This is a genomic window from Pararcticibacter amylolyticus, assembly GCF_003130405.1.
Taxonomy (GTDB): domain Bacteria; phylum Bacteroidota; class Bacteroidia; order Sphingobacteriales; family Sphingobacteriaceae; genus Arcticibacter; species Arcticibacter amylolyticus.
On record NZ_QEAS01000007.1, the window covers coordinates 231116 to 248003 of the forward strand.

14 protein-coding genes are annotated in these 16888 nt (G+C 44.4%); 11 read left to right on the forward strand and 3 right to left on the reverse strand.

Annotated elements, in window-relative coordinates:
- The first annotated feature begins 93 nt into the window (after window positions 1-93).
- The 11 genes from DDR33_RS10345 (at window position 94) to DDR33_RS10390 (ending at window position 14312) form a co-directional block, all read left to right on the forward strand.
- A complete protein-coding gene (locus tag DDR33_RS10345) occupies window positions 94-666 on the forward strand; it encodes an RNA polymerase sigma factor (protein WP_109415702.1) in 573 nt (190 codons plus the stop codon).
- An 82-nt stretch (window positions 667-748) separates the two neighbouring features.
- Window positions 749-1789 (forward strand): FecR family protein, encoded by a 1041-nt coding sequence (locus DDR33_RS10350; protein WP_109415703.1) that lies wholly within the window; start codon window positions 749-751, stop codon window positions 1787-1789.
- Window positions 1790-1975: 186 nt separating this feature from the next.
- Window positions 1976-3472 carry a TonB-dependent receptor plug domain-containing protein gene (locus DDR33_RS26660; RefSeq protein WP_238387753.1) on the forward strand — a complete coding sequence of 499 codons (1497 nt, stop codon included), beginning with the start codon at window positions 1976-1978 and terminating at the stop codon, window positions 3470-3472.
- A 113-nt stretch (window positions 3473-3585) separates the two neighbouring features.
- Window positions 3586-5454 carry a TonB-dependent receptor domain-containing protein gene (locus DDR33_RS26665; RefSeq protein WP_238387754.1) on the forward strand — a complete coding sequence of 623 codons (1869 nt, stop codon included), beginning with the start codon at window positions 3586-3588 and terminating at the stop codon, window positions 5452-5454.
- Window positions 5455-5465: 11 nt separating this feature from the next.
- On the forward strand, window positions 5466-6908 hold the full coding sequence (locus tag DDR33_RS10360; protein ID WP_109415704.1) for a SusD/RagB family nutrient-binding outer membrane lipoprotein: 1443 nt from the start codon (window positions 5466-5468) through the stop codon (window positions 6906-6908).
- A gap of 25 nt (window positions 6909-6933) precedes the next feature.
- Window positions 6934-8490: a DUF5689 domain-containing protein gene (locus tag DDR33_RS10365; protein ID WP_146198742.1), complete on the forward strand. Its 1557-nt coding sequence runs from the start codon at window positions 6934-6936 to the stop codon at window positions 8488-8490.
- A gap of 91 nt (window positions 8491-8581) precedes the next feature.
- The gene (locus tag DDR33_RS10370) at window positions 8582-10078 is read left to right on the forward strand and encodes a calcineurin-like phosphoesterase C-terminal domain-containing protein (RefSeq protein WP_109415775.1); all 1497 of its coding nucleotides are present in this window, start codon (window positions 8582-8584) and stop codon (window positions 10076-10078) included.
- A 327-nt stretch (window positions 10079-10405) separates the two neighbouring features.
- Window positions 10406-10972, forward strand: a complete 567-nt coding sequence (locus tag DDR33_RS10375) for a UbiX family flavin prenyltransferase (protein ID WP_109415776.1) — start codon at window positions 10406-10408, stop codon at window positions 10970-10972.
- A gap of 28 nt (window positions 10973-11000) precedes the next feature.
- Entirely contained in the window at window positions 11001-12323 is a 1323-nt protein-coding gene (gene mtaB / locus DDR33_RS10380) for a tRNA (N(6)-L-threonylcarbamoyladenosine(37)-C(2))-methylthiotransferase MtaB (RefSeq protein WP_109415706.1), read from the forward strand.
- Window positions 12324-12357: 34 nt separating this feature from the next.
- A complete protein-coding gene (locus tag DDR33_RS10385; RefSeq protein ID WP_109415707.1) occupies window positions 12358-13518 on the forward strand; it encodes a prolipoprotein diacylglyceryl transferase in 1161 nt (386 codons plus the stop codon).
- Window positions 13518-14312, forward strand: a complete 795-nt coding sequence (locus DDR33_RS10390) for an inositol monophosphatase family protein (protein WP_202913711.1) — start codon at window positions 13518-13520, stop codon at window positions 14310-14312. The genes DDR33_RS10385 and DDR33_RS10390 overlap by 1 nt, the downstream gene beginning before the upstream one ends.
- A 78-nt stretch (window positions 14313-14390) precedes the next feature.
- Here DDR33_RS10390 and DDR33_RS10395 read toward each other — a convergent pair whose 3' ends face one another.
- The 3 genes from DDR33_RS10395 to DDR33_RS10405 form a co-directional block, all read right to left on the reverse strand.
- Window positions 14391-14948 (reverse strand): NifU family protein, encoded by a 558-nt coding sequence (locus DDR33_RS10395; RefSeq protein ID WP_109415708.1) that lies wholly within the window; start codon window positions 14946-14948, stop codon window positions 14391-14393.
- 145 nt (window positions 14949-15093) lie between these two features.
- The gene (purB, locus tag DDR33_RS10400) at window positions 15094-16437 is read right to left on the reverse strand and encodes an adenylosuccinate lyase (protein WP_109415709.1); all 1344 of its coding nucleotides are present in this window, start codon (window positions 16435-16437) and stop codon (window positions 15094-15096) included.
- Window positions 16438-16559: 122 nt separating this feature from the next.
- Window positions 16560-16769, reverse strand: coding sequence for a hypothetical protein (locus DDR33_RS10405; protein ID WP_109415710.1), 210 nt, complete (start codon window positions 16767-16769; stop codon window positions 16560-16562).
- Between the last annotated feature and the right edge of the window lie 119 nt (window positions 16770-16888).

Below are 16888 nucleotides of genomic sequence, written 5' to 3' on the forward strand. Positions count from 1 at the left end.
AGACTAACTTTTTTTATTTGATATGTATGGTGATTCTGTTTTGCCTTCGAAACGCTTAATATTGGCGTAACATTGGGGTATTATCTTTGCCGCATGCCGATAAAGGGGTTTCGTACTTATCCGGATAATGAGATACTCAAACTGATGCAGAATAACGATGAGGCTGCTCTTGAGATATTATTTCAAAGATATTACAAGATGCTCTGTGAATTTGTCCGTATCTATACGCGTGACGATGCAGTATGTGAGGAAATTATCGCTGACCTGTTTGTAAAGCTCTGGAAAAACAGGTCAAAACTGGAGGTTGAACATTTGAAAAGCTACCTTTTTATTTCAGCGCGTAACCAGGCGCTGAATTTTGTCCGGAAGCCGGATAGCCCCGTTTTTTATATGGACAGACTTGAAGACTTCGAGAACTTTTTCTATGATGAGGGAAATCCTCACAGGATTATGAGTGACAGAGAAGCATGCGACTCTATTTTTTCTTTTATTGATCTTCTGCCTGAAAGGCAGAAGGAGGTTCTGCTGATGAGCCGGATTGATAACCTTGGGAAGGAACGCATTGCTGAAATCCTGTCGATATCTGTGCGTACTGTCGAAACTACTTTATATGCGGCCGTCAGCCAGCTGAGAACCATCATGAACCGGCATAACCGGGCGACTTAATGTTTTTTTAACCTAAAATTAATCAAAATAAGTACGTAAAAGGGCGCTGCGATTCTGTCTTTACCTGTGAGAGGCAGACATAATGGAAGAATATTATTATCAGCTGATACAGGCTTATTCTGAAAACAGGATTGACGAGCGGGGACTTGCAGAACTGCGTGAATGGGTAGAAGAGAGCCCTGAGAATCTAAGTGCATTCAGAGATGCATTATCGGTTTTTGAAAGTGCCAGAAACTATATAAAGACCGGAACGGACAGAAGTGAGAGTGCCTGGAGCAAGATAAAAGCTGGTATAGAAACCGGGAGTTTCCTACCGTCAACTGCCGGGCGAAAGAAGAGTTTCAGAGCTTATTTTGCTTACGCTGCTGCTGCACTTGTCGTTATTTTATGTGGACTATTTTTCTTTACACGGATTTCTGACTCCCGGGACAGGCATCCCGTTTATGTGGAGTTTTTAAACCCCAAAGGTAAACGAACTAAACTGATCCTTCCTGATCGTTCAGTGGTATACCTGAATGCTGCGAGCCGGGTTCGTTATAATAGAGATTTTAAGATCGCAAAAAAGAGAGAGGTATTCATGGAAGGTGAAGCTTTTTTTGAGGTAACCCCGGACGCGGGCCGGCCGTTTCTGGTGCAGAGCGGTGGTGTAAGCACAACCGTTCTCGGTACCTCATTTAATGTAAAGGCCTTCGGAGAGGAGGAAAAGATAGTGATTACTGTGAGAACCGGTAAAGTTGGGGTGTCGCTTAAGGAACAGACAAATGATAAATTTCTGCAGTTCCTGCTGCCGGATCAGCAGCTTGCTATTGATACCAGGACCGGAAATTATTCGTTCAGCAATCTGAATACTACAGACGACACCGAATGGAAGGATAACCGCATTGTGTTTGATAATGCGACTCTTGATGAAATAGGGCGGTCGCTGGAACGGTGGTATAATATAAAAGTGGTCATGCGGTATCCCCAAGATACCGGCTGCCGGTTTACAGCTAAGTTCGACTACATTCCGTTAAACCGGCTGATGGACCTTATGACGGAAATGACAGGTGATGGTTACTCTTTGAAAAACGATCTGCTAATTATTGATAATAAAAAATGTAAACAGGAGGAGAATATGGATTAAGAATATACCTGGATATTAAAGAGTGGTTTAGAAAAAGCCGGAACTGCTGGTAACAGTTCCGGGGAAATGTTTATGAACTCGTTGCATTAAAGTATAAACAAAGTAAAGATAGGATTCAGGCCGGTTCATCCATGAAAAAGGTTGAAATAATTGTACTGGCCTATCTCTGCAAAAAAACAAAAACAGATGAATCAGATTATTCGCCTGGCACACATTGCCGCGATTAAGGCTATAAGAACGGTGTTGTTTGCAACACTGGTTATCTTTCAGATATTTTTCGTTCCGCTGAGGGCTGAGTCTCAGCTTGTTTTTCAGAAGAAGATCACCTGGGGCGGCTCCAATATAACACTGAAATCGGCATTTGCTGAAGTAGAAAAATTAGGGGACGTTGCATTTAATTATAATAATGCATTGGTTAACGACCAGCGTCAGATCAGTATAAGCCGGGCAGAACGTACGGTTGGAGAAACGATCAAACTTCTATTGAAGGGGACGTCTCTTACATTTCGCCTGACCGGAGAGAAGAATGTGCTGATTGAGAAGGCGCAGGTAAACGGGAGAATTTCCGGAATTGTCATGGATGCAGAAGGAGAACCGCTGCCCGGGGCTTCTGTGAGGATAGCAGAGCTGAATAAAAGTGTGGCTGCAAATGCCAGCGGATCATATATGTTTACCGTAGCTCCCGGGTCCTACACTCTGGAAGCGAGCTTTATTTCTTTTGAACCTAAAAAGCAGGCTGCTGTAAAGGTAAATCCGGGACTGGCTACTCAGCTTAATTTTACGCTGCTCCCATCTGCAAACCAGTTGCAGGAGGTGATGGTTACTACTGCCCTGGGGATAAGAAGGGAAGAAAAAGCGCTTGGTTATTCTGCGACGGTAGTGAAAGGGGAGCAATTGACAGAAGCTTTGTCGAATAACTGGACGGAAGCTTTGTCGGGCAAGGTTCCCGGTCTGAACCTTATCCGGTCGAATGCCGGCCCGGGAGGCTCTAACAGAATTATTCTGAGGGGAGAAAGGTCGATCACCGGTTCGAACGATGCATTGATCGTGGTGGACGGTGTAGTGATTAACAATGGAAGCGGAAGAGCGACGGGCGACGGGAATGGCGCTTACCTGGATTCTGATTCGCCGGCAGATTTCGGAACAGGCTTAAATGATATCAATCCTGAAGATATCGAAAATGTGACGGTGTTAAAAGGGGCCGGAGCAGCGGCGTTATATGGGCAGAGAGGAGGAAACGGTGCTATTATTATTACTACAAAATCAGGGTCTAAAAGGAAAGGACTGGGAATCAGTTTTAATTCTAATGCGGCAATGGAGTCCGTTTCAAGATGGCCTGACTATCAATATGAATATGGTCAGGGATCAGAAGGCGCCAATTATTATTCCTTTGGGGCTACAGCTGATGGCGCGAATACCAGGAGTACCAGTTCTGCGTGGGGACCAAGGTTCGACGGACAATCCTTCTTTCAGTATGATCCGGTAACACATGCTGCGGGCAAAGAGCGTACGCCATGGGTAGCCTATCCTGATGCACGGAAAAAGTTTTTTGAGTCTGGACGAACCTTTACCAACAGCCTTACCCTTGACGGGGAGCTGAGAATACCAAAGCCAGATTTTCCTTTACGAATCTTGATAATACCTGGATTATTCCTAACACGGGGTACAAGAGAAATACTGTAGCGCTTTCTGCCAGTCAGAAAGCCAGCGATAAGCTGGAGATCTCGACCAAGATCAATTACACTAATAAATGGAGCGATAATTTACCTAACTCTGGATATAACAATCAGTCGTTTATGTACTGGAATATGTTCTGGCTTCCGAATGCAGATCTGAACTGGTTGAAAGACTACTGGATGCCGGGACAAGAGAATTTAAAGCAGAGCTATCCGTTCAGCAGCTATCCGGATAATCCCTATCTCATTGCTTATGAAATGCTGAATAAATCTAACAGGGACGCTCTTACCGGAAATATTCAGGCTACTTACAGCTTTACAAAGAATCTGAACCTGATGGTAAGGACGTCTCTTGATCTGGCTAATGAGCAGCGCTCGCAACAAAGGCCATTTGATACCGAGAAATTTAATAAGGGAATGTACAGGGCCCAGAGTATTTTTTCGAAGGAGGCGACGAGCGACTTTCTGATCCGGTATAAGAGTAAAATGGGCAAGGATGCTGATTTTTCTGTCTCGGGCGGGGGAAGTATGCTGAAGAACAGATACAACAGGGAGGATAACAGAGCCGATTCATTGCTCTACCCGGATATCTATACCCTGGCAAACAGAGCAGGAGTACTGGATTCCCGTCCTTTTAAGTCCAGTTTTGACATCAATAGTTTTTATGGCCTCGCTACTTTCTCTTACAGGAACTACCTGTTTTTTGATGCGACAGCACGTAACGACTGGTCGAGCATTCTGGCGACAGCGAATTCAACTAAGAATACTTCTTTCTTTTATTCATCTTTCAATGCAAGTGCGGTTCTTTCGGAAATGTTTAAACTTCCTGAACTTATTTCGTTTGCTAAACTCAGGGCTTCGTTTGCGGAAGTGGGCAGCGGAGAGTTGGATGCTTATAAAACTGCATTGACGTATGATCCGGTAGCCAATTTTGATGGAGGCCTTCAGAATCCTTCTGAACTGGCCAACCTTAATCTGAAGCCTTTAAGGACGACTTCTTATGAAGCAGGAACGGATATCAGGTTGTTTAAGGACCGCTTAGGTTTTGATGTAGCTCTTTATATCAGCAACACCAGGGATCAGATACTTAAGGCGCGGCTTGATGCTGCCTCCGGATATTCAACTGCCTATGTAAACGCAGGACTTGTCAGAAACAAGGGGATTGAGATCGCAGCTAACGGCGCCCCTCTTAAATCCAGGAACGGGCTTAACTGGAACGTAACCGCAACATTTGCAGCGAATAAGAATGTAGTTAAACAATTGACGGATACCATCACCCAGATGACTCTTTATAATGGACCGGGCAGCCGCGGGGCTATTATTGCAAAGCTGGGGGGAAGTATCAACGCGCTGTATGGCCGGGGATATGAAAGGTCTCCGGGAGGGGAAATCGTCTATGAGAATGGAAGTCCGAAACTTACCCAGGAAATGTTTTATATAGGGAACACTGTTCCAAAATGGCGGGGAAGTGTGGGGAACAGATTTCAGTTCAGACAGTTCAGCCTTAATATTCTGGCAGATGCTCAGTATGGAGCTGTGGGGTATTCTTTAACTTCAGCAGTGCATGCGGAGCAGGGAAAAACCAAGAATACACTCCCGGGGCGGTATAATGGGATAACAGGGAAGGGTGTGATCAGAAATGCAGATGGAACGTACAGGCCTAACGATGTAATTGCTACGGATGTGTGGACTTACTATAATAATCACTACGGTCGGGACAATGTGGAGGGCACCAGTTATTCCACAGATTTTATTAAGCTTCGGGAGGTGCGGCTCGATTATGTGCTGTCAAGAGCTTTAAGTAATAAACTGAAGCTTCAGAGAGCTTCCATAGGGATTTATGGCCGGGATCTCTATACGTTTACTAAATGGCCGGCTTTTGATCCGGAATTTGGAACGCTTAATAACGGGAATATCATATCGGGCTTCGAGCTGGGCCAGTTTCCCAGTACACGCACTTTCGGAATTAATTTAACGGTAGGCCTTTAAAGAAGAGAAAAATGAAAAGACTCATTAGTAATCCAGTGGCCATTTTATTAGTTCTTCTGGCGCTGATAACATCCTGTAAAAAGGACTTTATTGATTTGAATACGAACCCGAACGCTGTTACACACGCACTTCCAAGAACGCTGCTGGCACCTACTCTTACAGATATCGTAAGTGGTAACATGAACCGAAGCCAAAGGATCACGAATGAGCTGATGCAGGTGACAGTCAATATGGGTGATACTGAAGGGAAAATATTCAGGTACGATATCAGAAAATCGGAGGGAGACTATTTGTATAATTTGTGGTATGCTCAGTTAACGAACTTAAATGATATGTATACCGGAGCGGAGGAAACAAATTCGCCTGAGTTTAAGGGTATTGCTCTGATATGTAAAGCATGGGTGTTTTCATTGTTAACTGACACGTATGGAGATGTTCCATATTTTGATGCGAATAAGGCCCGTGATGGTTTGTTTACACCTGCGTTTGATAGGCAGAAGGATATCTATACTGATATTTTTCTGAAGCTGGAGGAAGCGAATACGCTTTTGATGAATGCAGGGGACGTTCTTTCATCCAGTGATCCGGTGTTTGGTGGTAAAACTGCGCTATGGCGTAAGTTTGGAAATTCGCTTTATTTGAGGCTGCTGCTGCGTGTTTCCGGAAAAGCGGAGATGAACGTACCGGCGAAGATCAAAGAAATTGTGGAGGCGAAGGCATCAAACTATCCCTTGATGCAGAATAATTCAGAGTCGGCTATTTTAAAGTGGACCGGCGCAGCCCCGTATGTATCGCCTTTTGCGACATGGCGTGATGCCGACTGGTATACTCCGAAGCTCGCGAGCTTTTTTGTAGACAATCTGAATGAATGGAGTGATCCCCGTATTCAAAAATGGGGTACTTTGTATCAGGGGGAATATGCGGGTGTGCCGGGTGGATATCCTCCGGGACAGGCTCCTGTGGCAAAGTCGTCGTTGTCTACCAGTCTGATGACGGAACCTCTGCTGGGAAATATCATGAACTACGCTGAACTTCAATTTATCCTGGCAGAGGCGGCAGCAAAAGGATGGATCGGTCAGTCTGCAAAGAACTACTATGAAGCAGGTGTTGAATCTGCCATTAAACAATGGCAGCTTGATGTTCCTTCTGGTTACCTGACAAACGAGAGGGCCAGATGGGATGATAATTATTCATTGGATCAAAAGATGGAGCTGATTCATCTCCAGAAATATTATGCATTGTTCTTTACAGATCTCCAATCATGGTTTGAATGCCGGCGTACCGGGCATCCTTTTCTTCCTAAAGGTACGGGTTTACTGAATAACGGGGTATTGCCCGCCAGGCTGAATTATCCAGTCTATGTGCAATCGGTAAATCCTGAAAATTATAAAGCAGCGGTGGCTTCCCAGGGTCCCGATGATGTTACAACGAACGTTTGGTGGCAGAGGCCTTAATGAATTTAAAGAAAAGATCAGAAATATGAAAAAGGTGTTCTTGTGTTTTTTTGTGTGTACGCTAACTTTTCTATGGTGCTCTTGTGAGAAGCATAACTATGCTGAAGGGATACTGAGCCCTTATATTGCGGTTGAGGATGTGAGGAGCATATATAAGGGAAGTGAAGTGAAGCTGAACGAAAGTAATCTTCGGGGAGCTGAGAAAATTGTCGGAATAGTGATCTCCCGCGCTGATTCGGGAAATGTGCCCGGAGGAGTGGTAATCCTTCAGAATTTTACGAGGGGAAACATCCGGGGAATTGCTTTGGATGTCGGAGCTGAGGCTGCTTCATTCCGGCCGGGCGATTCGTTAATGGTTACTGTTAAGGGAGCTGCACTCAAAAGGGTCAACGGGACTCTGACCATCAGCGGGCTGGCAGATACAGCTATAAGGAAAGTGGGTCAGCGGAATACTGTTACGCAGCAGGTGGTATCCCCGTATACTTTGAACCTTAGGCCTGAAGTCTTTGAGTCTACATTGATAAGAGTAAAGTCGGTTTCTGTGAGCCCGGCCCCTGTGCCGGGTGAGATATTTGCGGGAGACCGGTTTCTTATTGCGGGAATTGACAGTATTGGAATGCATACAGAACCGGCTGCAGGTTTTGCAAATAAGGAGCTGCCGGGCGGCGCTTCCATTGGAGGTGTGGTTTTTCTGAAAGCAGCAGAAGATGGCGCGTTGAAGGCCTCTGTCTGGCCGCAGACCTATGCTGATATCACGGAAAGGCGTCCGCCCGTTGATCCTAATGCTCCTCATCTGGGAAATAAAGCTATTATTATCACTGGTTTTGCTAATGACGTGAAAGGGAGTGACGGGAACTATGAGTATGTCCAGTTTATGGCTACGGAAGATATCGATTTCGCGGTAACTCCGGCGAGTGTATTTACCTGTACAAATGCAGGAGGAGCAACTCCATATCCCGGAGCTGCCCCAGCAGGCGGATGGGTCACCGGCGGAGGAAGAACATATAAGTTTGAACTCACCCAGGGTGTCGTCAGAAAAGGAGAGTTTTTTTACGTTGGGGGAAGCAATAAAAGAATCAACGGCGCCAATTCGACAAGCATCAGTAACGCAAAGTGGGTCAGGGCAATTGCTTATGTAAGTACAGACGGTGATGGTGCAATCGGAGCCAGCAGTTCCGGATTATTGCCGAACAGCGGGAATGCAGGTGGAATAGCAGTCTTTGATGGTGTCAATATTGTGGTAGCCTCAGTTCCGATGGATGTTGTGTTTTTTGGAGGGACCGGCATTGCTACTATCGTAAATGTTGAGAACTCTACAGGGTACCGTATTGCTGATAATGACCATTATCATACCGTCGATCCCGAAACGCATGAAGCTCAGCCTTTCTTCTTTCAGGGATCAAATTTGTATGTTATTCCTCATCAGAATCCGTCAGACCAGGGCATCTTTGTCAAATTAGGTGGTGTGCTTAATTCGGCAACGAAAACCTGGGAAGAGCCAAGGGGATATGAGTTTTTTCTGATGGAGAAAACATCGCCGCTTACATCCATAGAAACGGGGAAGGTGACTTTATTAAAATAGCCAATGTGTTTACATTGGTTTAATATCCGAATGATACATTGCATGGGGCTTGATATTGTTATACCCCATGTTTCATAAACATATAAGTAAAATGCTTAACAGAAGAAATTTTCTTAGGAATTTAGGAGTCGGAGGGACATTGCTTGCCATTCCGGCGACGATATTAAAGGCTGAAACATCTTTAAAGGGTGGAAAGATCGATCTTTCCGCTCTTACTATCCGCGGAAGAGTGCACGCCAGTGGTAAGGGCGTGGCAGGAGTAGCGGTGACGGATGGATTTAACATCGTTCAAACGGACAAGAGCGGTAATTGCCTGTTGCCAAGCAATAAAACAGCTGAGTTTGTTTACATCAGTATTCCAGCAGGATTTGCCATCAGTCATAATAAGGGCATTGCTGCTTTTTATAAGCAGGTCAGTGCGGGCAACGGGAATAGCTTCCAGGCTGATTTTGTGCTTGAAAGACTGGAGGTGAATGACCGGAATCATAATTTTGTGGTATGGGCTGATCCCCAGGTTGTTTCTGAGTCGGATGCAGAACAAATGAAGACGAAGTCGGCACCGGATCTCCGGGATCTGGTAAAATCGTATCCTCCGGGCTCTTTGTTTCATGGTATAGGCTGCGGTGACCTGGTTTGGGATCATTTTGAGTTGTATGAAGATTACCGGACAGCGATAGAGATTTCTGGTATTCCTTTTTATAACGTTATCGGAAATCATGATATGGATATCGATGCGAGGACAGACGATCTGTCTGCGAAGACCTTTAAAAAAGAATTTGGGCCTACTTATTATTCATTCAACAGGGGTGAAGTTCACTACGTGGTGCTGGATGATGTATTCTTTATAGGAACGGCTAAAAAATATATTGGTTATCTGACAGAGCTGCAACTACAGTGGCTGGAGCAGGACCTGGCGATGGTGAAGAAGGGATCGACCGTTGTGGTGGCTTTGCATATTCCCACAAATACGGGATCCGCGCGGCGTAACGATTTAAAAGAAGATGAGCTGGGGGGAGTTGTGTCGAACAGGAAAAAGCTTTATAATTTGCTGGAGGGATATAAGGTTCATATTATGTCGGGGCATACTCATATGAATGAAAAGTGGACAGAAGGGGATATCACCGAGCACGTGCATGGTACTGTTTGCGGCGCCTGGTGGACAGGGCCGGTATGCAGCGATGGCTGTCCTAACGGGTATGGGGTGTATGAAGTGAGGGGAGGTGAAATTCAATGGTATTATAAGTCAACCGGCAAGTCAAGGGATCACCAGTTGAGGATATATCCGAAGGGGGCCTTGAAAGACAAACCCGGGGAGATTGTTGCTAATGTATGGAACTGGGATCCAGCCTGGAAGATTGAGTGGTACGAGGACGGGCAGTTTAAAGGGGAGATGGAAAGACGGGTCGGCCTTGATCCTATGGCAGAGCGGCTCTACAGCGGGGCACAGCTTCCCAAAAAGCATAAGTGGGTAGAACCTACACTTACGGATCATTTGTTTTATGCGTCACCTTCTGTCTTGGCCAAAAAGGTGAAAGTGCAGGCAACTGATCGTTTTGGAAAGGTGTTTACAGAAGAGATTACGTTTTAGCAGCGCACAGGCGAGGTTTAAACGCAGATTTTGATCTGAAAGTTACGGGATTCTGCGGCGGCGAATTAGATAATATTTTAATGAATACAAATGGATTGTATAATGGTTTGATTTTTTTTAAAATTTTTATCGCTGATAGTCAGCTTGTTGTGTGGGGGTGATATGGGTAGAGGTGGTTTTTAGAAAAATTATCTTTGCATATTTGTTGCTTATAATTATATTTGTAGTGCCCTCCCAAAGGGCATGTTTTTCATAGGTAGATGTAGGGTCGAATATTCGTATTCGACCCTTTTTTTTATCTTGCCGCTTTAGAAGTATGCACAAATGATGGTGAAAAGAAAAATCGTTATTGCTGTAACCGGGGCGAGTGGGTCCATTTATGCAAAGGTATTGTTGGATAAGATGAAAGTTTTGCAGGACTTGCTGGAAGTTGGATTAATTATGTCAGACAACGCTAAGGACGTTTGGCAGTATGAGCTTGGCAATAATGGGTTTACAGGGTATCCGTTCAGGATCTACAATAAGACTGATTTTAATGCTCCGTTCGCGTCGGGATCGGCAAAGTACGATACCATGATTATATGTCCCTGCTCAATGGGGACTCTTGGTCGTATAGCTTCGGGAATTTCAAATGACCTGACAACCCGTGCGGCAGATGTTATCCTGAAGGAAAGAAGAAGGCTGATCTTGGTTACCCGGGATACTCCGCTGAGCCTCATACATATTAACAATATGAAGACGGTTACGGAAGCGGGCGGAATCATTTGTCCGGCGAGCCCTTCGTTTTACAGCAGGCCTGATTCTATTGAGGCGGTCGCTGCTACGGTGACCGACCGTGTGCTCGACCTTGCAGGTATCGACAATACCTCTTACCGGTGGGGTGAGGGGAGTTGATAAAATTACGTATCTTTGCCCCCTGATTATGAGCAGGAAGGTTGCATTTTATACGCTGGGTTGCAAGCTTAATTATTCCGAAACTTCAACCATTGGCCGGCAGTTTAGTCAGGCTGGATTTGAAACTGTTAGTTTTACCGATAAGCCGGACGTGTATCTCATCAATACCTGTTCAGTGACGGATAATGCTGATAAGAAGTGCCGTAAGGTGGTGAAGGAAGCATTGAAGTATTCACCGGACGCGTATGTTATTATAGTGGGCTGTTATGCCCAGTTGAAACCTAAGGAAATATCTGAAATCCCGGGTGTTGATATGGTGCTTGGCGCCGCTGAAAAGTTCAGGATCGTGGAGTTCCTGACAGATCTCACTAAACAACCTAAGGCGACCGTATACAATAAGCCAATAGAAGAAGTCAACGAGTTTGTTGCTTCTTACTCTTATGGTGACAGAACGAGAACCTTTCTGAAAGTACAGGACGGATGCGACTACTCCTGTACGTTTTGCACAATTCCGATGGCGCGTGGAAGCAGCCGGAGCAGTACAATTGAGAAGGTTGTCAGCCAGGCGGTAGAGATTGCGGCATCGGGGGCGAAAGAGATTGTGCTCACGGGGGTTAATATTGGCGACTTTGGTATCCGGGAAGGGAAACGGGAAGACAGGTTCTTTGACCTGGTGAGAGCACTGGATGAAGTGGATGGAATAGAGCGTATCCGGATTTCTTCTATTGAACCTAATTTGTTAAGCAATGAAATTATCGAATTTGTAGCGGCCTCGAAGAAGTTTGTTCCCCATTTTCATATCCCGCTTCAGTCGGGCAGCAACAAGATCCTTGGGCTGATGCGGAGACGCTATAAGAGGGAGTTGTATACAGAAAGGGTTGCTAAAATAAAGGAACTGATGCCCGAATGCTGCATAGGTGTGGATGTGATAGTTGGTTTTCCGGGAGAAACGAGGGAAGATTTTCTTGATACCTATAATTTCCTGAATAACCTTGATATTTCGTACCTGCATGTGTTTACTTATTCGGAACGGGAAAATACGCTTGCTGCGGAGATGGCAGGTAATGTTCCGGGAGCACAGCGGGCAGACAGAAGCAAAATGCTGCATATCTTGTCGGATAAAAAGCGGCGGGCGTTTTATGAGCAGCAGTTGGGAAAGAATGAAGAGGTTCTTTTCGAAAGTGATGAGAAGGAAGGATACATGCATGGTTTTACACGTAATTACGTGAAGGTGAGGGTGAAATATGATCCTGTGCTTGTGAACGAATCAAGGGTTGTAAAGCTGACAGCGATTTCAGAAGACGGCGATGTAGACGTTGAGGAAGCGGTACCAGAAGTTTTTTCACATTAATCGGTTTTTAATTTTCAAGCTGTATATTTAGCGCATGTTTCCAACTCTTTCTTATCTTATAGAATATTTTACGGGTATCAATATCCCTTTGCCAATACAAACGTTCGGCTTTTTTGTGGCTCTCGCTTTTGTGGCAGGATATTGGGCTTTTACCTCTGAGCTCAAGCGGAAAGAAGCGGAAGGCGTTGTACATCCTTTTAAGAGGAAGGTAACGATTGGCCTGCCTGCATCTGCATCTGAGCTTGCGTTTAACGGAATATTCGGTTTTCTCATAGGGTATAAATTGCTTGAAGGATTTCTTCATTATTCTGAATTCGTCAATAATCCGCAGACTTTTATATTATCTTCAAGGGGTAACTTTTTCGGTGGACTTGTACTTGGATGCCTGTTTGCATGGTGGGCATATTCAGAGAAAAAGAAACAGCAACTGCCAAATCCTAAAGTTGTGGAGGAAACGGTCCACCCGTATCAGCTGATGAGTTCATTGATAGTCTGGGCGGCAGTGTGGGGTTTTCTTGGAGCAAAGGTGTTTCATAACCTGGAATATATTGACGATTTTTTGAAAGATCCTATAGACGGCCTCCTTTCATTTAGTGGTTTAACTTTTTATGGAGGGCTGATCTGCGGAGGTGCTGCTGTATTATATATCGCTAATAAAAACGGCATTAAGCCCGTGCATATGCTTGATGTAGGGGGGCCGGGAATGATGCTGGCCTATGCAGTAGGAAGGATGGGCTGCCAGATGTCCGGAGATGGAGACTGGGGAATTCCTAATCCCAACCCGAAACCTGATTGGCTTGGTTGGGCTCCTGACTGGATGTGGTCATTTAAATTTCCGCATAATGTTATTCATGAAGGTATTCCCATCCCGGGATGTACCGGACGATATTGTAATGAACTTCCGGTTGGAGTATACCCGACGGCTTTTTACGAGATTGTGATATGCCTGGTATTGTTTGCAATTTTATGGGCTTTAAGGAAGAAGCTGAAACCAGCCGGGCTTTTATTTTCAGTCTATCTTATTTTTGCGGGAGTAGAACGCTTCTTTATTGAGCTTATACGTGTTAATTCACATTACCATCTGGGAGACCTGAGTTTTACTCAGGCTGAAATGATCTCTACCTTTATGATAATCGGCGGGCTTATTGGAGTATTCCTTTCAACTAAATCTTCCCGGAGGGCTGCAGAAAAGTAATGATTGATTTAAAGCATTTAATCTATGACGTCGCGGATCTGGCTAAAGAAACCGGGGCTTTTATACGTAAAGAAGGCGAAGCTTTTGATTCTACCAGGATTGAATATAAAGGGCTGAATAACCTCGTGTCTTATGTAGATAAGACGGCTGAAGAACGTATTGTTGCGGGGTTATCAAAATTGTTACCAGAGGCGGGATTTATTACAGAAGAGGAGACGATAAATAAAACAGGAGAAGTATTTAACTGGATTGTAGACCCGCTGGATGGTACCACTAACTTTATTCACGGTCTGCCGACTTACTCTGTCAGTATTGCACTGGAACAGGACGGCGAACTTGTAGCCGGGGTGGTATATGAAGTTAACCGGGATGAATGTTTTTATGCATGGAAAGAAGGGGGAGCATATTTAAATGGACGGCCGATAAAAGTTTCGTCTAATAAGGAATTTTCTCAGTCATTGATTGCTACCGGCTTTCCTTATTATGATTTCACCTTACTGGAAAAGTATATCAATGTATTCAGAGAGCTGACGAAGGTGTGTCATGGAGTGAGAAGAGTTGGTTCTGCAGCTGTTGATCTGGCCTATGTTGCCTGCGGACGATATGATGCCTACTTTGAATATAACTTGAATTCTTATGATATAGCGGCTGGTATAGTGCTGGTAAGAGAGGCAGGGGGGGCTGCAACAAATTTTTCGGGCGGACCGGAGACGTTTAATACACGGGAGATACTTGCCGGAAACGGGCTTTTGAACGTAAAGCTTCAGGAAGTGATCTCACAGTACTTTGTTTAACTGTAATCCTTATAAAAAAGAAAAGCTGCATTTTTCGGATGCAGCTTTTCTTTTTATAATTTTTATACGTTTGCAAGTTTACATGGCTTCAGAGACCACTTCTGTAACTTCCGGCACCATCCTTTTAAGGAGATTTTCAATTCCTGCCTTCAATGTATATGTAGAAGAAGGACAGCCGCTGCAGGAACCTCTGAGCTCGACCGTTACCACCCCCTCGTCAAAAGATTTAAAGTGGATCGCTCCGCCATCCTGCTCTACGGCAGGACGTACATAATCGTGAAGGATTTGCTGGATCTTAACTTCAGCTTCTGTTCCTTCAAATGCAGGTGTTTCTTCCTGGACAACTTCTCTGACGGGTAGTTCCGCTTCTACAGCTCCCTTTACAAACTCTTTCAGAATGGCCTCTACATCTCCCCATTGGGCATCTTCCGTCTTTGTTACAGTAACGAAATTGCTTGCAAAGAAAACTCCGTTTACAAAGTTGAACTTGAAAAGTTCTTTAGCAAAGGGAGAGGCTTCAGCACTTTCTTTATTTGGATAATCGACACTTCCATTCAGCAGGAGCTTGTTCACCAGGAATTTCATACTGGCAGGGTTGGGCGTTGATTCTGTATATACATTAATGTTAAAAGCCATAAATCAAATATTTATACAAAATTATCTAAAAGGTAGTCAAAAAAAGGCATGAAGCAGAGAATTGACAATTTAGTGATGAGTGGCACTCATCTGTTTATACGTATGCCTCTTCTGCTTCGAAACCCTGACAACTGATTCTTCCTTTTTATATCCCGGTATAATTATGCGGACTGATTTTCCTGATCTCTTCTTTTACGGAATCAGATATACTGAGCGTATCGACGAAAGAAGAAATCGTTTCAGCACTTACCTGCTGGTTGGTTCGGGTAAGTTCTTTCAACGCTTCGTATGGATTCGGATAGCCTTCTCTTCTCAGGATGGTCTGAATGGCTTCTGCTACTACGGCCCAGTTATTTTCGAGATCCTGGCGAATGACAGCTTCGTTCAGCAGGAGCTTGTTGAGACCTCTGAGAGTAGACTTAATTGATATGAGAGAGTGGGCGACTGGTACCCCTATGTTTCTGAGGACAGTTGAGTCAGTAAGATCGCGTTGAAGCCTCGATACCGGTAGCTTTGCAGCCAGGTGTTCGTAAAGTGCATTGGCGATTCCAATGTTCCCTTCAGAATTTTCAAAGTCTATGGGGTTTACTTTGTGCGGCATTGCTGAAGAGCCAATTTCGCCAGCCTTAATTCTCTGCCTGAAATAATTCATAGAGATATAGGTCCACATATCCCTGTTCAGATCCATTATGATATTATTAATGCGCTTAAGAGCGTCGCAGTGGGCGGCAAAGTTATCGTAGTGTTCTATTTGGGTCGTGTACTGGGACCGCTGAAGGCCTAGTTGCCCGTTTACAAAATTATTGGCGAACTCTTTCCAGTTAACAGAAGGGTAAGCGATATAATGCGCGTTGAAATTGCCTGTTGCCCCTCCGAACTTTGCAGAGAACGGGATGGTTTTGAACTGGCTTGTCTGCACTTCGAGCCTTTCGACGAACACGAATAATTCTTTTCCCAGGCGGGTGGGAGAAGCTGGTTGCCCATGCGTATGTGCCAGCATAGGGATATTCTCCCATTCTGCTGCCAGTTCTTTAAGTCTTTTCGTCAATTCATCGATAGCCGGCAACCAGACTTCGTCGAGCGCAAGCTTAAATGAAAGAGGAATTGCGGTGTTGTTGATGTCCTGAGACGTTAATCCGAAGTGGATAAACTCTTTATATTCGTCCAGTCCCAGCGCAGCGAATTTTTCTTTTATGAAGTATTCAACAGCTTTTACGTCGTGGTTTGTGATGCTTTCTATTTCCTTTATTCTTAGAGCATCTGCTTCGGAAAACTGATCGCAAATCCCACGAAGTGCTTCCTTTTTTTCAGACGGGAAGCCGGAAAGCTGGGGCAGTGGAAGCTCGCAAAGGGCAATGAAATACTCAATTTCTATATATACCCTGTATTTTATTAAAGCTGCTTCTGAAAAATAAGCTGACAAGTCTTTGGTTGCCTTACTGTAACGCCCGTCTACCGGAGAGATCGCAAATAATGGAGAAAAGCTCATATGAAAATTTTGGCAAAGTTAATGTTTTAATAGGAAGAGATGTAAGATTATGCGGGATAAAGCACGAAAAAGGGGATGCCTGTTCGGCATCCCCTAAAATCTTGTTAGGGTTTTGAGTTGAATTACTTCTTTAAAGAGTCAACTTTAGCCTGTGATGCAGAGTCAATAGTATCCGTCTTTGCAGAAGCAGTTGAATCGATAGAATCTACAGATGCAGAAGAAGCTGAATCAATAGAATCTGTTGTTGAAGTGCCTGTTTTTCCTGATTGACAAGCTGAAACAGAAAGAGCAATTGCTAAAGCAAGAAAGCTGGTTTTGAATAGTGTTTTCATTTCTTTTAGTATTAAAAATCTAGGTATTAATACCTGGTTCTAAAAAAGGTAACCTTTAAATATAAAAAAAGCCGTCCTCTCAGAGGGCGGCCTTTTTTATAATATTTAAAATATTAGTG